This is a genomic window from Sulfurimicrobium lacus (assembly GCF_011764585.1).
Lineage (GTDB): Bacteria > Pseudomonadota > Gammaproteobacteria > Burkholderiales > Sulfuricellaceae > Sulfurimicrobium > Sulfurimicrobium lacus.
Genome location: NZ_AP022853.1, coordinates 922693 through 941445 on the forward strand (window position 1 = coordinate 922693; position 18753 = coordinate 941445).

An 18753-nucleotide genomic window follows, 5' to 3' on the forward strand; every position below is an offset into this window, starting at 1 on the left:
GCGCGATTGGTTCGTGTGCCACGAAAAACTCGGTTAGAATGGCCTATGCGAATTGAGATTTCTCCCTGAATGATTTCCCTCGCTCCAATTAAAGCCGGGTTCGCGACACAATGAACCTGGACCCTCGCACCCTGCTGTTTTCGCTCATCCTGTGCAACACCCTGATGGTGATTAGTCTGTTCGTCGCCACCTCGAGCGGCAACCGGGTCGGGAAACGGGACGGCATGGGCAAATGGGCGGTGGCGATCCTGCTGGAAACCCTGACCTGGGCGCTGGTCGCTGCTCGGGGCCATATCCCGGACACATTCTCGATCATTGCGGCCAACGTACTCAAGGCCGGCGCCCATGCCCTGATACTGGCTGCCATCTGCGAATTCCAGCGGCGCACGCTGCCGCGCTGGCAGTATTTTGCACCGTTGGCGCTGACCTTGTTGCTGGCGGTCGTTCTGGTGGACGACATACGTGGCCGCTTCATCTGGATAGGCCTGATCTACGCTTTCCAGATGGTGCTGGTCGCTCGCGTCTTGCTGTCCGACCGGGAAACCCGCGCCGGGCGGGCGTGGCGGCTGTTGTTCGGCGGGGCTGTCATGATCGTGCTGGTGCTGGGCTTGCGCGCTTTCGTTGCGCTGTCCGGACACGGCGAACTGGCACAGCCGCAGGTTGCCGGTGCTGCACCCCATTGGGTTCAGATCGTTTCCTTCATCGCCATCATGGCGACTGCCTTGCTTGGTTCGATCGGTTTCGTGCTCATGGTGAAGGAACGCACCGATCGTGAAATTCTGCACCTGGCGATGACCGACAGCCTGACTCAGGTGCCTAACCGGCGTGCCCTCATGGACTACGCGGAACGCACGCTGGCCCGGCGTTGTGGCAAGCCGGTGGCCTTGCTGATGATAGACGTGGATTTGTTCAAGGCTATCAACGATACCCACGGGCACCCGGTGGGGGATGAGGTTCTGCGCCAGATTGCCGCGCGGATGTTGGGGCGTCTGCGGCGTCACGATGTTCTGGGGCGCTACGGCGGCGAGGAATTCTGCGTGGTCGCCCCGGATACCGACATCCAGGGGGCGCTGCTGCTGGCCGAGTCGTTGCGGGAATTAGTCGCGTCCACACCCCTGGTGACCGAAAACGGAGAAATCTGCACCTCGATCAGCATCGGGGTCTCGTGCTTCCTGTCCGACGGCGGCAGGGAGCTGAAGACCATGCTTAATGAAGCCGATGAAGCGCTTTATGTGGCCAAACAATCAGGACGCAACCGTGTGGCCCATTTGGGTGCCCTGCCTGCAGGTGAACTGGCGGCGGCTTAACGCGCATATCCGCTGCGGCCGGTATCGCGGCATCACCAAGGCTGCTTCTTCTGCCACAGCGGGGTTGGCCCGCGCCAGACTCGAAGGTCTAGTGGCTGGCCTTGAGGCTGGCGTTGAATATCTCTTCGGATTTTTCCGGAAACTGGAATGCCGCGAAAGCGCGGTGAATTTCGGCTTCGTTGTGCCCGGCGCCCCGGTCGGCGAAACGGATGCCGATCGAGCGCCCGTTCATCGCCAAAGTGTCGAAAGCGTAACGCCAGCGTTGCGCTTCGGCGAGACGCTCGCGCAATTCCTGCTCATTGATGATTTCCACCCCGGCCTTTTTCAGTGAATTGAGAAATTCAACAAAAGGTTCGTTATCCAGCCTGCCCATTTTGCGCTCCAGTCAAGTTGAGACGGTTAACCGCCTTGATCCATTAACGCAGCTATCGCCATGAAAGTTTACAAAAATAATTAATTAAGTGTAATGAAAGCCGGCGTGGCCTTCCCTGAGCGGTCATGAAATCGCTTTTTCTTGTCACGCGCGGCCCCATCTGGTGAAATGGCGCTCGAAAATTTTGCGATTACGAAAGGCGTTTCGATGCGGGCAGGTAGTTTCAAGCGATGGGTCTGGGGCACGGTGATTTTTGTCGCGGTTCTGGCGGGAGTCGGCGCGCTCGGCTTGCATTTCGCCATCCAGACCCTCAAAGGCCAGATCGAACATGCGCTTGGCGCGGAAAGTGAAGTGGGTGACATCCAGCTGGGTCTGTCTTCCATCGTGATCGACAAGGTGCGCATCCGGGCGCCGAAGGACTGGCCGGCGGAGGACACCTTGCGTGCGCAACGCATTGTCGTCGAGCCCGATCTGCGCGGGCTGCTGTCCGCCAATGTGCGGATTTACCGCATCACGGTGGAAGATGGGTATCTTTCGATTCTGCGCCCCAGGACAGGGCACGTTCGACTGCTGCCGAGCATGCTGGAGAAGCCTGAGGAAAGCTCAGGGTCCGGCTCCACGCCCGTCAGTATCGGCACGGTCGAACTGAAGTCTGCGGCGCTCGATTTTTACGATGCGTCGGTGCGCAAGAAGCCCCACAAGCTGCGTTTGGAGCAGATAGACGCCACGCTGGAGAGTCTGCAGTTGCCGGATCTGCAGGCCAATACCCGGCTCGATCTGAAGGGGACGATCAAGGGCGTGCGGCGCGACGGCACGATCGCGATCGATGGCTGGATGCAACTGGCCAGCAAGAATTCGGAAATAGCCAGCAAGCTGAGAGGTGTGGATTTGCTTGTTCTCCAGCCATATCTTATCAAGGCGTCGGAAACGGAGGTGAAGCGCGGCACGCTGGACCTGGACCTCAATTCCATCGTGAAAAACCAGCATCTGAAGGCGCCTGGCACACTCACGCTTTCCCACCTCGAACTGGCTTCGATCGGGGGCTCGATGGGGACTTTCATGGGGATGCCGCGTCAGGCTGTGGTGGCTTCCCTCAAGGACAAAAATGATCGGATCGTTGTTAATTTCACCATGGACGGCGATCTTGGCGACCCCCACTTCTCGCTGAACGAGAGTTTTTCGAGACATCTCGGTACATCCCTGGCCGAAAGCATGGGCGTCGGGATAGAAGGCCTGGCCCATGGGGTCGGCAAGGCGGCACAAGGGGTAGGGGGCGTGATCGGGAAGCTGTTCGGGAAGTGACGCCTGTGGCGTAGACTTGGAACAATTAATCGCGTGCAAATGAACAAGGGAAACGCCACAGATGCAAGAAATGCACGAAATAAAGCCGGGCCAGTCGATCGAGCTGCTGAAAGAGCTGCACATCCTCACGCGCGACGGCAAGATGAACCAGGACAGCCGGCGCAAGCTCAAGCAGATTTACCACCTCTACCAGTTTATCGAGCCGCTGCTGAAGGAAGTGTTGCAAAAGCACCCGGCCATCAGTCTGGTCGATCACGGGGCGGGGAAGTCTTACCTGGGCTTCATCCTTTATGACCTGTTTTTCAAGACACTGAACGATGCCTCCCATATTTACGGCATCGAAACGCGCGACGAACTGGTGGCCAAGTCGCGCGAGCTGGCGCAGCGGCTGGATTTTCCGGGGATGTCGTTTCTCAACCTGTCGGTGGCGGACTCGATCGAGTCCGCGCAGCTTCCCGACACGGTAGACGTGGTGACTGCTCTGCACGCCTGCAATACGGCGACCGACGACGCGATTCATTTCGCGCTCAAAAAGCAGGCGCAGTTCATCGTGCTGGTGCCATGTTGCCAGGCCGAGGTGGCGGCGGTGCTCAAGAAGAACAAAGGCAAAACGCTGGCCCGCAACGCGTTGACCGAGATATGGCGCCATCCCCTGCATACCCGCGAATTCGGCAGTCTGGTCACCAACGTGCTGCGCTGCCTGCAACTCGAGGCGCACGGCTACCAGGTCAGCGTGACCGAACTGGTGGGCTGGGAACACTCGATGAAGAACGAACTCATTATTGCCAGCTACAAGGACTTGCCGCGCAAACGTCCGGCCGAACGCATGAACGAAGTGCTCGAAGCCTTGGGGCTGGAGGAAATGCGCTCGCGGTTTTTTACTTCGCTTTAGCTTTGCTGGCCGGCATCGTCCGTTTGAGACTCGGCGGTCTGGGCCGCATCGTCAGATGACTCCGCCTCGTTCTTGAGCGCCTTTTCTCTCAGCTTTTCTTCTTTCTTCTTTTTCTTGGCCAGTTCTTTCTGGCGTTTTTCGTATTGGTAATTGGGCTGGGCCACTGGTTTTCCTATTCACTTAAAGTGTTCGGTTGCAAAAATGAGCTCAGGCTGTTTCGCCTGATTCCTGTTCTTTTTGGTCCGGTGCGGCGGCGCTGTCGAGCATGGCGTGGCGGGTTTTCGGCGTTTCCAGGCTGATGCGGCCCAGTGCGCCGGTGCGGTAGTCCGTCAGCAGGGCGAGCGAGGCTTTTTCCAGGTCCGGCGCGCCGCCCTTGAGGCGAAAACCGCGCCTTTTGGCCACGGCTTCGATGACGTCCTGGGCGTCCATGCCTTCCACGGCGCAGCCATAGCGTGCTTTGATCAGGGCGGGGTAGCGCGCGAGCAGGATGCCGGCCAGAAAAGCGGCCACTTCCTCGTCGATGACGGCGTTGCGGCCGATTGCATGACTCGCGGCCAGCATGTAGCCATCGCTGGGATGCTCGATCTTCGGCCACATCAGCCCTGGTGTGTCGGTAATCGACATGCGGTCGTTCAACTCGAAGCGCTGCTGGCTCTTGGTTACCGCCGGTTCGTCGCCCACCGCAGCGATGCGGCGTTTCAGCAACGCATTCATCAGCGTGGATTTGCCCACGTTGGGAATGCCCATGATCAGCATGCGCAGCGGCTTCAGATTGGTGCCGCGATGGGGCGCGATCGACTGGCACAGCGCGGGCACCTTGGCGACGTCGCCCGGTTTCTTGCAGGATAGCGCGACCGCCTTGACGCCCTGCTGCGCGTTGTAGAAGTTGAGCCACGCCTGGGTGACGGCCGGGTCGGCCAGGTCCGCCTTGTTGAGAATCTTCAGGCAAGGACGCTGACGATGCAAGCGCAGCTCCTTGATCATCGGGTTGCACCCCGCTTCAGGTACGCGGGCGTCCAGCACCTCGATAACGACATCGGTCCATTCCATGGTTTCGGCCGCTTTTCTGCGTGCCGAAGTCATGTGACCGGGGAACCACTGAATTGACATTCTTAATCGACAATCTAATCAAAAGCTTATTTTACTCCTTGGCGCCGCCTACGTCATGCTCGACGTGGCTCTAAATGCACCCGCCGCAACTGCCGCAGCGCCAGTCCCTGGGGTTGACCGCCTGATAGAACCAGCGCATGTGCGCTTCGTCGACGGGAATGTCGTGGGCAATGAACAGCTCGGTCAGCCACTCGACATTTTCCAGAATCCACTCGTCTTCCCGCAGTCCTTCGGCCAGTTCTTCGTCATCCGGGAAGATGTAGCTGAATACGCCGAAAGTGCCCATGTCCCTGTCGCGCCGGGCGGCGTCAAGGTCCAGAAGACGTTCGTGGTAACGGATCTCCCACTGGCCAAGGCACAGGTTGTTGCCGGTAGCGGACCAGCGGGCGGTAAAGGGGTTTGACATAGGCGCGAATTATCCCGGAAACGGCAGGAAGATGCATCGCTCCGTTGTGCCGCCGGTTTAAGTGTCTTTTTCGCGATGTTTGACTGAGCTTGTTGACAATGATTCTCATCAACGTTACAGTTGATAACGATTCTCATTCGCACAATATTGAAAGGAAAATAACGATGACCTTGCAACGCAACACATTTTTCGCACTGCCCCTGTTCCTCGGCATGCTGGTGGCTTCAGGCCGGGCTTCGGCGCTCGAGTATCCCATCGGCACGCCGCAACAGCGAGCCGGGATGGAAATCGCCGCGGTTTACCTGCAGCCGGTCACCATGGAGCCGGAAGGCATGATGCGCAAGGCCGAGGAGTCCGACATCCATATCGAGGCCGACATCCATGCGCTGGGCAATAATCCCAACGGCTTTGAGGAGGGCGCGTGGATGCCTTACCTGTTGATCAAGTACGAAATCATCAAACAGGGCGGGGGCGAAAAGATCGCTGGAGAATTCATGCCGATGGTGGCAAACGACGGCCCCCACTATGGCGACAACGTGAAGCTCAGAGGTCCGGGCAAGTACCTTGTCAAATACCGGATTTCCCCACCTGCCGCCAACCCCGAAGCGCATTTCGGCCGTCACACCGACCGCCTGACCGGTGTGCGTCCCTGGTTCAAGCCCTTTGACGTCGAATACGAATTCACCTACGTCGGCATCGGCAAGAAGGGCGGCTACTAACATGCTGCCATTCAAACCCAAGTATTTGGCCGCGGCACTGGCCGGCATCATGCTGGCCAGCAGCCTCCCCGCACACGCCGCCGAACCTTCTCAATCGGAGTTGCTGAAAGAACTGCGCCGCTTGAGCGAGCGGATGGAGAAACTGGAGGCTCGCAACGCCGAACTGGAGCGAAAAGCACAGATCACGCCGGCCACATCCGAGGCGGAACTGGCGCAACGCGTTAAGGCGCTGGAAGAAAACAATGCCCGGATGGAAACAGCCCTCGACAGCGAACGCCTCAGCGATGAAGATCCGGAAGTCATCTCACGTCTGAAAGACATCGAATTCCGTACCTTGTCCATGCAGAAACAGGCGCGCATGATCGAGTCTCTAGAAGGCGTCACCGCGGGAGCAAGCCTCACCATGGTGGCGCAGAGCGCCAACAAGACGGCAGTTGCCGCAGGAAGTGCGGGCAGTGCGCTCAACTACCGCGGCGATGTCTCGGTCACCCTGCCGGGTGGCGAGATCGGCAATGCCGCAGGGCGTATCTTCGCCCAATTCCGGTTGGGCCAGGGCAACGGACTCGCTCTAAACAACACGCTGAGCAGCACGCCCAACAGCACCGCCTTCAGCCTTACCAACCCGGACGACTCCAGCGCCATGCTCGCCCAGGCATGGTACCAACTGGACGTGCCGCTGCCGCTCGGCGGCCACAAGCCCAATTCGCGCGAGCACCTGGAGATCAATTTCGGCAAGATGGACCCGTTCGTGTTCTTCGACCAGAACACGGCCGCCGACGACGAGTCGGTCAAATTCCTCAATAACGCTTTCGTCCACAATCCGCTGCTGGATTCCGGCGGCGACGCGGGGGTAGATGCATACGGCTTCACGCCGGGCGTGCGCATCGCCTATCACAACGAAACCCAAAAACCGGAGTGGTGGCGGGCATCTATGGGCGTGTTCGGCGCAGGAAAAGGCGCGGGCTACGATCACAGTTTCAGCGCCCCGTTCGTCATCGGGCAACTGGAGTTCGGGCGCAAGTTCCTTGGTGGGCTGGACGGCACGTACCGCCTCTATGCCTGGCGCAACGGCCAATCGATTGCCTTCCAGAATGAATTCGACAGCACCATCGAACGCCATTCAGGGGTGGGCGCCAGCATCGATCAGCGCATCGGCGACGCGACGACGATATTCGGGCGCTACGGCAAGAACCTGAGCGGCAAGGTGCGCTTCGACCAGGCCCTCACGCTGGGCGCGGAATTCGGCGGCAACTACTGGAATCGCAGCGCGGACGCCATCGGCGTGGCATTGGGCTGGCTGCGCACCAGCAAGAATTTCCGCGACAACTCCGCGACGATGGACGCCGACGCGGACGGCAACCCGGATTTCGGTTACACGGCAACAGGCGCCGAACAACTGGCCGAAATCTACTACCGGACGCGCCTCAACAAGAACCTGGAGTTGACACCGGACTTCCAGTTGATACGCCATCCCGGCGGCGACCAGAGCGCGGCGAGCGCGAAGGTGCTCGGGCTGCGCGCCAAAGTCTCGTTCTGATCGGAAAAGGAATTTCATGAACACCCTGCATTGCTTGTTTCGCGTCCACCTGACCGGCCTGGCGGCAATCGGCCTTATCCTGCCGCTCCATGTCCATGCCGAAGAATTGCCGAGCTACGCCCTGACCGTTGCGAATGGGCGTTTCCAGCCGGAAACCATTAACGTGCCGGCGGGGCAGCGCTTCAAGCTCATCATCACCAACAAGGGGCCGGGGCCGGAGGAGTTCGAGAGTTTCGAACTGCGCAAGGAAACGGTGCTGGGCGCTGGGGTCACGCGTGCGCTGGTGTTCGCTCCGATGAAGCCGGGCGTATACAAGTTCTTCGGCGAATTCCACCCGGATACCGCCAAGGGCCAGATCGCCGTCAAGTAGGGGGCGCCCCATGGGAAAGATGGCGCTGGTGCGGCTGTAGCTATGACTGAGGAAGCAACACTTATGAATGCGGCAATCGAAACGCTCGTTTTTGCTCCGCGCGCGTCAGACCGCTGCCCGCTGTGCGCCCTGGTTGGGGCGCTGGCGGCCGCACTGGCGCTGGCGATTCTGGCAAAGACCCTGTTTCTGGTGCCGCGCGGCCCGACCCTGCTGGCGTTGGATGAAACCTGCAGTATCAGCAGCGAAACCTGCTCCATGCCGCTGCCGGGCGGCGGCCGCCTCGAATTTGCGCTCGGACCCCGGCCGGTGCGGCTGTTATCCCCGCTCAAGCTGGAAATCCGCGTTTCGGGCAGCAATGCGCGCGCCCTGGAAGTGGACTTCACCGGGGTGAATACGCCCATGGCTTTCAACCGCGCTTACCTGATTCCTTCCGGGAATGGCGTTTATGGCGCGCAAACGGGCCTCCCGGTTTGCGCCACCGGGCGCATGGTGTGGCAGGCCACGGTATTGCTGGAAAACGGCGAGCGTCAAATGCTCGCGCCTTTCCGTTTTGAAACTGAACACTAAAGAAACCGACATGAAAATGGAATCCACCCAACTCCTCCGGCCGCCGTTCCTCTATCGCGTGGGAGAAGCCCTGCGCCGCCATCGCGGCCTCATCATCGGCGTGCAATGGGCGGTGGTGGTGTTCTACCTGGCGCTGGTGGCCGTCCCGGCCTTTCTCCCCCTGCCTTCAGCTGAGGCGCGCATGTTCGACCATTTCACCCTGTTCGCGCAGTTCTTGTTCTGGGGCGTCTGGTGGCCGTTCGTGATTCTTTCCATGATGCTCATGGGGCGGGTGTGGTGCGGGGTGTTCTGCCCCGAGGGCGCGCTGACCGAGTTCGCCAGCCATTACGGTCTCGGCCGCCCCGTGCCGCGCTGGCTGAAGTGGGGCGGCTGGCCGTTCGTGGCTTTCGTACTGACCACGGTATACGGCCAGCTGGTCAGCGTGTACGAATACCCCAAGGCCGTCCTGCTGGTGCTGGGCGGATCCACCGTTGCCGCGATCGCCATCGGCCTGGTGTATGGCAGGGGCAAGCGCGTGTGGTGCCGCCACCTGTGCCCGGTGTCGGGCGTCTTCGGCGTGCTCGCGCGGCTGGCGCCGGTGCATTTCAGCGTCGAACGGGCACAATGGAAAAGCGTCATCCAGATTCACGCCGCCCCGGTCGAGTGTGCGCCGCTGGTGGACATCAAGCGCATGAAAGGCGCTGCGGACTGCCACATGTGCGGGCGTTGCAGCGGTCACCGCGACGCGGTACGTCTTGCCGCCCGCATGCCGGGGCACGAAATCGTCGCCCTGACGCCGCAGGATGCCCGCCCGTGGGAAGCGCGCCTGCTGGTGTTCGGCATCATCGGGGTGGCGGTGGGCGCATTCCAGTGGTCGGCTTCCCCGTGGTTCGTGGCGGGCAAAACCCGCATTGCGGAATGGCTGGTGGAGCGCGACTCCTTCGCCCTGCTCCAGGACAACGCGCCGTGGTGGCTGCTTACCCATTATCCCCAGACCAACGATGTCTTCACCTGGCTCGACGGGCTCGGCATCCTGGTCTACATCGCCCTCACGGCCCTGCTCGTCGGCAGCTGGGCCTGGGGCTGGTTGCGCGCCGCCGGCTCTGTGCTATCGGGAAATGTTGCCGCCAATGCGCGCTGGCTGGCATACAGCCTCACACCAATGGGCGGCGTCGGTGTCTTCCTGGGCCTCTCAGCCATGACCGTCAGCCATCTTTCCGCCGAAGGCATCCAGATTCCATGGCTCGCGCAGGCGCGCGGCGCGCTGCTCGGCATTGCCGCCTTGTGGAGCATGGCATTGGCCGTTGCCATGCTGCGCCGGATACCTTCCGCAACGCGGCGCTGGCTGGCTGCAGGCGCTGTGGCGATGGGCATTGCGGGGGTGATTGCTCCCTGGTTGTTCCTGTTTTTCCTGTGGTAGGCAGGGCCTGGCGCTTGCTTGGGCTGAAAATAGCGCATGTTGAATGCATTGCAACGCGTCTGTTTTTGTGGTAGAAATGCAATCATTACTGATTCGAAAAAAAGACAATTTTTTCGATCAGGTAGCACCTAATTTTAAGGGCAAACCCATCGAAAGATGGGGACGCAAAGTTTCCGGTCTAAGGGACAATGTCCTACGATAGCGGGATTGCTGGGTGAGTCAGGCTCGTGGCGTATTCATGCAGTGCGGGCTTTCATCGTAGCCTTCTTGTTTCTTCCATTAGACCGCATCCGCTTTGCGTCTCCGCCCTCTCAGGAGACAGGATCATGAAAGACGCCGCGCAAAAGAACATCATCATGATGAGCCAGTATGAAAAACCGCGTGTCATTCCCGGTTCTTCTGGCGCTTTTTTGCTCAACGACTGCCGCGATATGGCGGTTTCCCGGCTGGCGAAGGCCTTGTCTTCCATGATGGAGAAGGCGGTCGACGATCTCTTCGATCTCTCCGAGCAGTCTCTCAATTTCGAAATGCGCAACCTCTACATGGAGGCCATGACGATTGCCCGCGACAAACGCGGGGTGATTGAAACCGGGTTCAAGCAGCGGTTCGTGCAGGGCTTCAACAAGGAAACCCGCGGGGATAAGAGCGCGCAGCCCGAGAATGCGCTGGATGCGGCAGAGTTCAGCCTGGTTGCGCCGGACGACCTCGAGGAATCACTCGCAATTATCAACATTACCAACAGCATCCATGGAGATTGCGCCGAGGAGTTGTTCGGTCTCGAGAAACGCCTGGGCGTGCTGCTGCACGACCCTGACCTGCTCAACACCAATAACCCGCTTGGGCCGGAAGTGATCGGCAAATCTTTCATGAACTCGATGAAGGATCTGGATTGCCCGGTCAAGATCAAGCTGTTGCTGGTGACCATGTTCAACAAACACATGCCGCGCCAGATAAAAGGCATTTACCAGGAAATCAACCTGCACCTTGCGGATAAGGGCGTGCTGGAAAAGATCCGCATGGGCGCGAAAAAGAGGCCCGAGTCGGGTGCAGCGGTGCTTCCAGAGCAGACAGATGCAACCCCTGAGGCAGCGGCGGGAGCGCAAGTTGCCAGCGGCGAAACGGGATTGTTCGCGACATTGCAACAGCTTCTGATGCGAGGCGCAGCGGCGGGCGGAGGCGCCCCGCAAGGGCAGGGTGCTGGAACTGGAATCGGCGCCCCGCTAGGGCAGGGTGTTGGAACTGGAATCGGCGCCCTGTTCGGGCAGGGTTCCGGCGTCGGTTCCCCGCTGGCGGGAGGGGCAGTTCAAGGCACCTCCGTGGTCGGCTCGCTGACGCGCTTGCAGCACGGACAACTTGAAGGCGTGATGGGTGCCGACAGCAAGCTTGATGCAGCGCTGCTGGCAAACGGTCACGTCAACGTGCTGCACGAGATCAAGAGCAGCAGCGTGGCCGGCGCCATGGGCCACGTAGATGCCATGACGCTCGACATCGTGGCGATGCTGTTCGACTACATCCTCGACGACCGGCGCATCCCGGATGCGATGAAGGCGCTCATCGGCCGGCTGCAGATCCCGGTGCTCAAGGTGGCGATGCTGGACAAGACGTTCTTCTCGCAGAAATCGCACCCGGCCCGGAAACTGCTGGACCGACTGGCGGAAATTTCCATCGGCTGGAACGAGAGCGAGGGCCATCAGGGCGGTCTTTACCAGACGGTGGACGACCAGATCCAGCGTATTCTCAATGAGTTCGACGACCAGGTCGGCATCTTCTCCGAGGTGCTCGACAGCCTGGAGCAATTCCTGGTCGATGAAAAGAAACGCATCGACACGCTCACCGGCCTGAGTGCCCAGCATATCCACCAACTCGAACAGCAAGAGATCGCCAGGATCATGGCGCACGATGAAATCCGTCGCCGCATTCATGCCGGGCAATTACCCGAGGTGATCGGCAATTTCCTGGTCGACAGCTGGGAAGACGTGCTCGCGGCGGAATATGCAAAGGCGGGGGAGGAGGGCGAACCCTGGACGCGCGCCATCGAGACCATGGACGAGCTGATCTGGAGTGCTACGCCGAAGCGTGAGGCGGATGAGCGCAAGCAGCTTGTCGGCCTGCTGCCCAGCCTGCTCAAGCGCCTGCAGGATGGCATGGTGCAGGTCAGCATGCCCGATGCGGAACGCGACCAGTTCTTCGCCAAGCTGGTCAAGTGCCACGCCGACGCCATCAAGTCCGGCCTGGGCGGCATGACGCAGGAAGCGGCAGCTCAGTCCGCATTCCTGGTGGAGGAATTCGATGCGGAAGAGGCCGTGGAATTGGCCCGGCAGGCTGAAGAGCCAGCTGAATTCGTGGAAATCCCCGTGCTGCAGGACGTGATCGAACCCGATCCCGTTTTCGTTCAGGCGGTTTCCGCCGCGCCCGATGTCGAGCTGGACGGCGGGTGGCAGACGCTCACCATCGGCGATGTCGCCTGGCAAGGCCCGATGGAATCGGCCGGCGACGATTTCGACGCCATGGTGAAGCGCCTCAAGCGCGGCACGTGGATCGAATTCGAGCAGGAGGGTGGCGAGTCCACACGTGTCAAGCTGGCCTGGGTCAGCCCGCTCAAGGGGTTGTTCCTGTTCACCAACCGTCTCGGAGAGAAAGCCGTTTCGATTACCCCGGCTGGGCTGGCCAGGAGGCTGCGCAGCGGGCGCGCGCAAATCATCGAGGACATCGCATTGGTGGATCGCGCCGTCAACAATCTCATGGAGCACCTGAAACAGGCGGCTTAGGCTTCACGGTTTACAAGCGCGCCGCTTTCTAGCAAGCTAGCGCGCTAAGGCCGCTCGTGTGGCCATACCTAGGCCGAACCCCATGCTGGAAAAATACCTGAAGTTTTTCAAAAGCGGCCAGAGTGCCGCGAATGACACGCCAAGCGCCGCGCAGCACGAGGTGACAGCCGTTCTCGATGCCGCAACACGAGGCGGCTACGCTGACGCAGCGGCCATGCTGCAACGCTTTATCGGGCGTCAGCCGATACTCGACAGCAACAGCCAGATCGTCGGCTACGAGCTGAAAATCCGGGATCACAGCCTGCTGCCCGAGGCGGCGGAGGAAGCAGCGCGGCGTCGGATACAGGACGAGATGCTGGCCATCAGCGTGATCGATCTCGACTTCCAGCAAGCACTGGGAAACAAGCTTACCTTCATCAGCGTCGCGCCGTCGATGCTGGACAACCCCGTGCTGGAACAGTTGCCGAAACACAAGGTGGTGCTCGGCATCTGCCTGCCGGAAACGGTCGACGAGACGCTGCTGGCGCGCTGCCGCCAACTGGTTGCGCTGGGCATCCCCCTGGCCCTCGACGATTTCGAATATCGGCCCGACTATGAGCCGTTCCTGAAAATCAGCACTTACGTGAAGCTGGACGCAGCCCGCTATGATGCCCTGACGCTCGGCCAGCGCGTGGCCGAAATCCGCAGCAAGGCGGCGCCGCAGCTGGTCGCCTGCAAGGTGGAAACGGACGACGCGTTCGACGCCTATCGCCAGCTCTCGTTCAGCCTGTTCCAGGGTTACTATTTCACCCACCTGCAGCCGTCCGCCCCGCACCGGCTCGACAACAACCGGCTGCACGTGATCGAACTGCTGAACCTGGTCATGAACCGCGCCGAGCTTGCCGAGCTGGAGGAAAAGGTCAAACTCGACCCGGGTCTTACCTACAAGCTGCTCAATTTCATCAATTCGCCGGCCAACGGGCTGCAGCAGAAGATCCGCTCCATCGGCCACGTGCTGACCTTGCTCGGCTACGATCAGCTCTACCGCTGGCTGACCCTGCTGCTGTTCACCAGCGCCAGCGCCGACGGCCGCAGCCGGACATTGCTGAAAAGCGCACTGGTGCGCGCGCGCTTCACGGAAACGCTGGGCAAGGACAAGTTCAAGCCGGCCGAGCAGGGCGGTTTGTTCATCGTCGGTATTTTTTCCCTGCTGGACGCGCTGCTCAACGTGCCGATGGAACAAGCCCTTGCCCGCCTCAATCTGCCGCAGGCGGTAGTGGATGCCCTGGTGCGGCAGAGCGGCGTGTATGCCCCCTACCTGCAACTCGCCCTCGCCTGTGAAAACTTCGACCAGGACGCCATCGCGCGCTGCGCGGCGGCGTGCGGCCTCGATGCCGATGCGGTCAACGTGACGCATGTCAACGCCCTGATCTGGGGCGAAGGACTCGATGTCTGATGCGGCGCATCGATTCCGCTCACGAAACTTGGTAACGCAAATCCCGAACGATTAGAATAGCTGCTTTTTCCGGGCACCCTTTGGCTTGGACTGCATCGCGGTCGAGCCGCTCTGCGAAGACTTTAGGAACTATGGGCAAGTCATATTCAGATTCTTCCATCCGCGTGCTGCGCGGGCTGGAGCCGGTGAAGCAGCGGCCGGGGATGTACACGCGCACCGACAATCCCCTGCACATCCTCACCGAGGTGGTGGACAACTGCGCCGACGAGGCGCTGGCCGGGTTCGCCAAGACGATTGCGGTGCGCCTGCATGCCGACGGCTCGGTTTCCGTCTCTGATGACGGACGCGGTATCCCGGTGGGCATCCATCCCGAGGAAGGCGTGCCGACCGTCGAGGTGGTGTATACCCGCCTGCACGCGGGCGGCAAGTTCGACAAGAAAGCCGGCGGCGCCTACCAGTTTTCCGGCGGCCTGCACGGTGTTGGCGTGTCCGTCACCAACGCGCTGTCGCGGCGCCTGGAAGTGGCGGTGACGCGCGAAGGCGGCGTCCACTGCATGGCGTTCGCCGGCGGCGACGTGGTGGAACCGCTCACCATGATCCGCAGCGCGCCCAAACGCGCTTCCGGCACTGCAGTGCGGATCTGGCCCGACGCCCAGTATTTCGACAGCGCCGAGATCCCGCCGCAGCAACTGGAACGGGTGCTCAAGGCCAAGGCCGTGCTGTTGCCCGGTGTGCGCGTGCGGCTGGAAGTCGAGGACCGCGACGGGCTGCTCAAGGAAGAAAAGGAATGGGTCTACCAGGACGGGCTGTCCGACTACCTCAAATCGCAACTGTCGGAATACCTAGTCGACGGCCTGTTCTGGAAGCAGGCCAAATACGCCCCCGCCTCGCACGACACCTTCGCCGAGGGCGAGGGCGCGGAATGGGTGGTGGCGTGGACGGAAGAAGGGCCGATCGTGCGCGAGTCCTACGTCAACCTGATCCACACCCCCTCCGGCGGCACCCATGAATCCGGCCTGCGCGACGGTATTTTCAACGCGGTGAAGAGCTACATCGACCACCACAGCCTGCTGCCCAAAGGCGTCAAGCTCACCGCGGATGACGTGTTCAGCCGCATTTCCTTCGTGCTCTCGACCAAGATGCTCGACCCGCAGTTCCAGGGCCAGACCAAGGAACGCCTGTCGTCGCGCGACGCGCTGCGCCTGGTGACTTCCATGGTGCGCGACCCGCTCGAACTGTGGCTCAACGAGCACCAGGAAGAGGCGAAGAAAATCGCCGAATTCTCCATCCGCGCCGCGCAGACGCGCCAGCGTGCCGGGCAGAAGATCGAGAAGCGCAAATCCTCCGGCGTGGCCGTGCTGCCGGGCAAGCTGGCCGACTGCCAGTCCGACAACCTGGAAGAACGCGAGCTGTTCCTGGTGGAAGGCGATTCCGCCGGCGGTTCCGCCAAGCAGGGCCGCAACAAGGATACCCAGGCGATCCTGCCGCTGCGCGGCAAGGTGCTCAACACCTGGGAGCATGAGGCTGACCGCATCTTCGCCAACAATGAAATCCACAACATCGCCGTGGCGCTCGGCGTCGACCCGCACGCGCCGGGCGACACCCCGGACATGTCCAACCTGCGCTACGCCCGCGTCATCATCCTGGCCGACGCGGACGTGGACGGCAGTCACATCCAGGTGCTGCTGCTGACCCTGTTCTACCGCCACTTCCCGGCCCTGGTGCGCGACGGCAGGGTGTGCGTCGCGCAGCCGCCGCTGTACCGCGTCGACGTGCCGGCGCAGGGCAAAAACAAGCCGGCGCGCAAGTTCTATTGCCTCGACGACGGCGAGCTGGAAGGTACCCTGGACCGGCTGCGCGCCGACAAGGTGCGCGAAGGTTCGTGGCAGGTGTCGCGCTTCAAGGGGCTGGGCGAAATGAACCCGGTGCAGCTGTGGGAAACCACTCTCAACCCCGACGCGCGCCGCCTGCTGACCTTGCGCACGGACGATTTCACCGGCTACGTGCGGGAGGTGTTCAACAAGCTGATGGCCAAGTCCGAAGCGGCATCGAGACGCGCATGGATGGAAGAGGCAGGGCACCTGGTGGAAGCGGACGAGTAAAAGAATGAAAGACGAAATCGATAGCAATACCCCAGACCTGTTCGTACACCTGGAAGCGAGCGGGGAAATGCCTGAAGGACACGAGCTGAACGCCGCGCCGCCCGAGCTGTCGGAACCTCCCGAGCCGCCGGCACCGCCGGAAGAAGCAGTAGCGGTCGAAGAGCCGCACGACGACCTGGCGGACTACGCCAAGGCCGCCTATCTCGCCTACGCCATGGCGGTGTCCAAGTCGCGCGCCATTCCCGACGTGCGCGACGGGCAGAAGCCGGTGCAGCGGCGCATCCTCTACGCCATGCGCGAAATGGGCAACGAGTCGGACAAGCCGCACAAGAAATCGGCGCGCATCGTCGGCGACGTGATCGGTAAATACCACCCGCACGGCGACAGCGCGGTGTACGAGGCGGCGGTGCGCATGGCGCAGGATTTCTCGCTGCGCTATCCGCTGATCGACGGGCAGGGCAATTTCGGCAGTCTGGACGGCGATTCGGCGGCGGCGATGCGCTACACCGAGGTGCGCCTGACGCCGATCGCCCAGCTGCTGCTGGCTGAGCTGGACCAGGGCACGGTCGACTATCGCCAGAACTACGACGGTTCGTTCCAGGAGCCCACGGTGCTGCCGGCGCGCCTGCCGTTCCTGCTGCTCAACGGCGCGTCCGGCATCGGCGTCGGCATCGCCACCGAGGTGCCGCCGCACAACCTGCGCGAAGTGTGCGAAGTGGCGGCCTGCATGATCGAGTCGCCGGCCTTCAGCGAAGCTCAGATGCTCGACATGATCCCGGGGCCGGATTTTCCGGGCGGCGGGCAGATCCTTTCCAGCAACCAGGAAATCCGCAACGCCTACAGCAGCGGGCGCGGCACCATCGCGGTGCGCGCGCGCTACGTGTTCGAGGAGATGGCGCGCGGCCAGTGGCAGATGGTGATCACCGAGCTGCCGCCCGGCGCTTCGGCGGCGAAAGTGTTGTCGGAGATCGAGACGCTCACCAATCCGCAGCCCAAACTGGGCAAGAAGAGCGTCGACCAGGGCCAGATGCAAACCAAGACCCTGCTGCTGTCGCTGCTGGAAACGGCGCGCGACGAGTCGGACAAGGAACAGTCGGTGCGCATCGTGTTCGGACCCAAGAGCTCGCGCATCGACCGCGACGAATTCGCCCGCACCCTGATGGCCTACACCAGCCTGGAAACCACGGTGTCGTTCAACCTGGTGCAGGTCGGGCTGGACGGCAACCCGATGCAGAAGTCGCTGTTCACCATTCTCACGGAGTGGTGCCAGTTCCGCATCAAAACGGTGGAAAAACGCCTCGGCCATCGCCTCGGCAAAGTCAACGAGCGTATCCATATCCTCGAAGGTCGGCACACCGTTTTCCTCAACATCGACGAGGTGATCAAGCTGATCCGCGAGTCGGACGAGCCGAAGCAGGCGTTGATGGAGCGCTTCGCCCTGTCCGAGCGGCAGGCGGACGACATCCTGGAAATCCGCCTGCGCCAGCTGTCGCGCCTGGAAGGCATCAAGATCGAGCAGGAAATCGCCGAGCTGATGAAGGAGCGCGGCAAGCTGGAATCCCTGCTGGCCAATCCGACCCGGATGAAGGCCCTGGTGGCGCGCGAAATCCGCGAGGATGCCAAGAAATTCGGCGACGACCGCCGCACGCTGATCCTGCAGGAGAAGCGCGCATCCCTCTCCGAGGCCGCCGTGCTCGACGAGCCGGTCACCATCATCCTCTCCGAGAAAGGCTGGCTGCGCCAGCGCCAGGGCCACGGTCTCGACCTTGCCGCGCTCTCCTTCAAGGAGGGCGACATGCTTTTTGCCGCGCACGAGTGCCGCTCGCCCGACGCGCTCATCCTGCTCGCTTCCGACGGCCGCGCTTACACCGTCACCGCTTCTCAGATTCCCGGCGGCAAGGGCGACGGCGTGCCGGCCGCCTCGCTGATCGGGCTGCAGGCCGGCACCCGGGTCATCAGCCTCCTCACCGGTGCGGCGCAGGACAAGGTGCTGCTGTCCAGCAGCGGGGGCTACGGTTTCGTCACCACGATCGGCGACATGAGCTCGCGCCAGAAGGGCGGCAAGCTGCTGATGACCCTCGAGGACGGCGAGCGCGTGCTGCCGCCCGCCCGGGTGCCGTCACAAGGCTTGTGCTACGTGGCTTGTGCGTCGAGCAGCGACCGGCTGCTGGTGTTCCCCCTGGCCGAAGTCAGGCAGGTGCCGAAGGGGCGCGGCGTGATCCTGATGGGGCTGGGCGACAAGGATACCCTCAAGCTGGTCAGCGTTTTCACCGGCGCGCTGAGCGTGAAGGGCGTGAGGCGCGGACGCGCCGTGGAAGATGCGGTGCGCTTCGACGTCGCCAAGCGCGCGCGCATGGGCACCACGATCAACATGAAAATCGAGGTGCTGCTCGGCGGCGAGGCACAGAAGTGATTATGGAAAAAAGCCGGTAGGTTGGGCTGACGCAGGAAGCCCAACGATTGTCG

16 protein-coding genes and 1 riboswitch are annotated in these 18753 nt (G+C 61.7%); of the genes, 12 read left to right on the forward strand and 4 right to left on the reverse strand.

The features are described from left to right. Window positions 1-110 precede the first annotated feature (110 nt). Window positions 111-1307, forward strand: coding sequence for a GGDEF domain-containing protein (locus SKTS_RS04720; protein WP_173061063.1), 1197 nt, complete (start codon window positions 111-113; stop codon window positions 1305-1307). 88 nt (window positions 1308-1395) lie between these two features. Here the strand turns inward: SKTS_RS04720 and SKTS_RS04725 are convergent, their stop codons facing one another. After that, window positions 1396-1680: a hypothetical protein gene (locus SKTS_RS04725; protein WP_173061066.1), complete on the reverse strand. Its 285-nt coding sequence runs from the start codon at window positions 1678-1680 to the stop codon at window positions 1396-1398. Between the two features lie 207 nt (window positions 1681-1887). On the opposite strand from SKTS_RS04725, the gene SKTS_RS04730 reads away from it, so the two are divergent. Both SKTS_RS04730 and SKTS_RS04735 read left to right on the forward strand, forming a co-directional pair. Further along, window positions 1888-2982, forward strand: a complete 1095-nt coding sequence (locus SKTS_RS04730; protein ID WP_173061069.1) for a DUF748 domain-containing protein — start codon at window positions 1888-1890, stop codon at window positions 2980-2982. A 61-nt stretch (window positions 2983-3043) separates the two neighbouring features. Then, complete coding sequence (locus tag SKTS_RS04735) at window positions 3044-3874, forward strand: class I SAM-dependent methyltransferase (protein WP_173061072.1); 831 nt, start codon at window positions 3044-3046, stop codon at window positions 3872-3874. Here the strand turns inward: SKTS_RS04735 and SKTS_RS04740 are convergent. From SKTS_RS04740 to SKTS_RS04750, 3 genes are all read right to left on the reverse strand, one after another. Next, a complete protein-coding gene (locus tag SKTS_RS04740; protein WP_173061075.1) occupies window positions 3871-4038 on the reverse strand; it encodes a hypothetical protein in 168 nt (55 codons plus the stop codon). The genes SKTS_RS04735 and SKTS_RS04740 overlap by 4 nt on opposite strands. A 43-nt stretch (window positions 4039-4081) precedes the next feature. Then, complete coding sequence (gene ylqF / locus SKTS_RS04745) at window positions 4082-4984, reverse strand: ribosome biogenesis GTPase YlqF (RefSeq protein WP_173061077.1); 903 nt, start codon at window positions 4982-4984, stop codon at window positions 4082-4084. A 70-nt stretch (window positions 4985-5054) separates the two neighbouring features. Further along, window positions 5055-5390, reverse strand: coding sequence for a hypothetical protein (locus tag SKTS_RS04750; protein ID WP_173061080.1), 336 nt, complete (start codon window positions 5388-5390; stop codon window positions 5055-5057). A 164-nt stretch (window positions 5391-5554) separates the two neighbouring features. Here SKTS_RS04750 and SKTS_RS04755 point away from each other — a divergent pair, with 164 nt between their 5' ends. The 9 genes from SKTS_RS04755 to parC all read left to right on the forward strand — a co-directional run bounded on the left by SKTS_RS04755 (window position 5555) and on the right by parC (window position 18700). Continuing rightward, window positions 5555-6109: an iron transporter gene (locus SKTS_RS04755; RefSeq protein ID WP_173061083.1), complete on the forward strand. Its 555-nt coding sequence runs from the start codon at window positions 5555-5557 to the stop codon at window positions 6107-6109. Between the two features lies 1 nt (window position 6110). Further along, window positions 6111-7646: a carbohydrate porin gene (locus SKTS_RS04760; RefSeq protein ID WP_173061086.1), complete on the forward strand. Its 1536-nt coding sequence runs from the start codon at window positions 6111-6113 to the stop codon at window positions 7644-7646. 16 nt (window positions 7647-7662) lie between these two features. Next, window positions 7663-8016 carry a cupredoxin domain-containing protein gene (locus SKTS_RS04765; RefSeq protein WP_173061089.1) on the forward strand — a complete coding sequence of 118 codons (354 nt, stop codon included), beginning with the start codon at window positions 7663-7665 and terminating at the stop codon, window positions 8014-8016. 63 nt (window positions 8017-8079) lie between these two features. After that, window positions 8080-8583: a hypothetical protein gene (locus tag SKTS_RS04770; RefSeq protein ID WP_173061092.1), complete on the forward strand. Its 504-nt coding sequence runs from the start codon at window positions 8080-8082 to the stop codon at window positions 8581-8583. Between the two features lie 10 nt (window positions 8584-8593). Next, on the forward strand, window positions 8594-9982 hold the full coding sequence (locus SKTS_RS04775; protein ID WP_173061095.1) for a 4Fe-4S binding protein: 1389 nt from the start codon (window positions 8594-8596) through the stop codon (window positions 9980-9982). A gap of 129 nt (window positions 9983-10111) precedes the next feature. Continuing rightward, a riboswitch (cyclic di-GMP riboswitch) is annotated at window positions 10112-10197 on the forward strand. 111 nt (window positions 10198-10308) lie between these two features. Beyond that, complete coding sequence (locus SKTS_RS04780; protein WP_173061098.1) at window positions 10309-12750, forward strand: DUF1631 domain-containing protein; 2442 nt, start codon at window positions 10309-10311, stop codon at window positions 12748-12750. Between the two features lie 82 nt (window positions 12751-12832). After that, a complete protein-coding gene (locus SKTS_RS04785; protein ID WP_173061101.1) occupies window positions 12833-14185 on the forward strand; it encodes an EAL and HDOD domain-containing protein in 1353 nt (450 codons plus the stop codon). A gap of 131 nt (window positions 14186-14316) precedes the next feature. After that, on the forward strand, window positions 14317-16287 hold the full coding sequence (gene parE, locus SKTS_RS04790; protein ID WP_173061104.1) for a DNA topoisomerase IV subunit B: 1971 nt from the start codon (window positions 14317-14319) through the stop codon (window positions 16285-16287). 4 nt (window positions 16288-16291) lie between these two features. Continuing rightward, window positions 16292-18700 carry a DNA topoisomerase IV subunit A gene (gene parC, locus SKTS_RS04795; protein WP_173061107.1) on the forward strand — a complete coding sequence of 803 codons (2409 nt, stop codon included), beginning with the start codon at window positions 16292-16294 and terminating at the stop codon, window positions 18698-18700. Window positions 18701-18753 lie beyond the last annotated feature (53 nt).

Excerpts from the sequence above, each read along its gene's own strand:
- SKTS_RS04720 (WP_173061063.1), top strand. The coding sequence starts at position 111 with ATGAACCTGGACCCTCGCACCCTGCTGTTTTCGCTCATCCTGTGCAAC.
- SKTS_RS04725 (WP_173061066.1), bottom strand. The coding sequence starts at position 1,680 with ATGGGCAGGCTGGATAACGAACCTTTTGTTGAATTTCTCAATTCACTG.
- SKTS_RS04730 (WP_173061069.1), top strand. The coding sequence starts at position 1,888 with ATGCGGGCAGGTAGTTTCAAGCGATGGGTCTGGGGCACGGTGATTTTT.
- SKTS_RS04735 (WP_173061072.1), top strand. The coding sequence starts at position 3,044 with ATGCAAGAAATGCACGAAATAAAGCCGGGCCAGTCGATCGAGCTGCTG.
- ylqF (WP_173061077.1), bottom strand. The coding sequence starts at position 4,984 with ATGTCAATTCAGTGGTTCCCCGGTCACATGACTTCGGCACGCAGAAAA.
- SKTS_RS04750 (WP_173061080.1), bottom strand. The coding sequence starts at position 5,390 with ATGTCAAACCCCTTTACCGCCCGCTGGTCCGCTACCGGCAACAACCTG.
- SKTS_RS04755 (WP_173061083.1), top strand. The coding sequence starts at position 5,555 with ATGACCTTGCAACGCAACACATTTTTCGCACTGCCCCTGTTCCTCGGC.
- SKTS_RS04760 (WP_173061086.1), top strand. The coding sequence starts at position 6,111 with ATGCTGCCATTCAAACCCAAGTATTTGGCCGCGGCACTGGCCGGCATC.
- SKTS_RS04765 (WP_173061089.1), top strand. The coding sequence starts at position 7,663 with ATGAACACCCTGCATTGCTTGTTTCGCGTCCACCTGACCGGCCTGGCG.
- SKTS_RS04770 (WP_173061092.1), top strand. The coding sequence starts at position 8,080 with ATGAATGCGGCAATCGAAACGCTCGTTTTTGCTCCGCGCGCGTCAGAC.
- SKTS_RS04775 (WP_173061095.1), top strand. The coding sequence starts at position 8,594 with ATGAAAATGGAATCCACCCAACTCCTCCGGCCGCCGTTCCTCTATCGC.
- SKTS_RS04780 (WP_173061098.1), top strand. The coding sequence starts at position 10,309 with ATGAAAGACGCCGCGCAAAAGAACATCATCATGATGAGCCAGTATGAA.
- SKTS_RS04785 (WP_173061101.1), top strand. The coding sequence starts at position 12,833 with ATGCTGGAAAAATACCTGAAGTTTTTCAAAAGCGGCCAGAGTGCCGCG.
- parE (WP_173061104.1), top strand. The coding sequence starts at position 14,317 with ATGGGCAAGTCATATTCAGATTCTTCCATCCGCGTGCTGCGCGGGCTG.
- parC (WP_173061107.1), top strand. The coding sequence starts at position 16,292 with ATGAAAGACGAAATCGATAGCAATACCCCAGACCTGTTCGTACACCTG.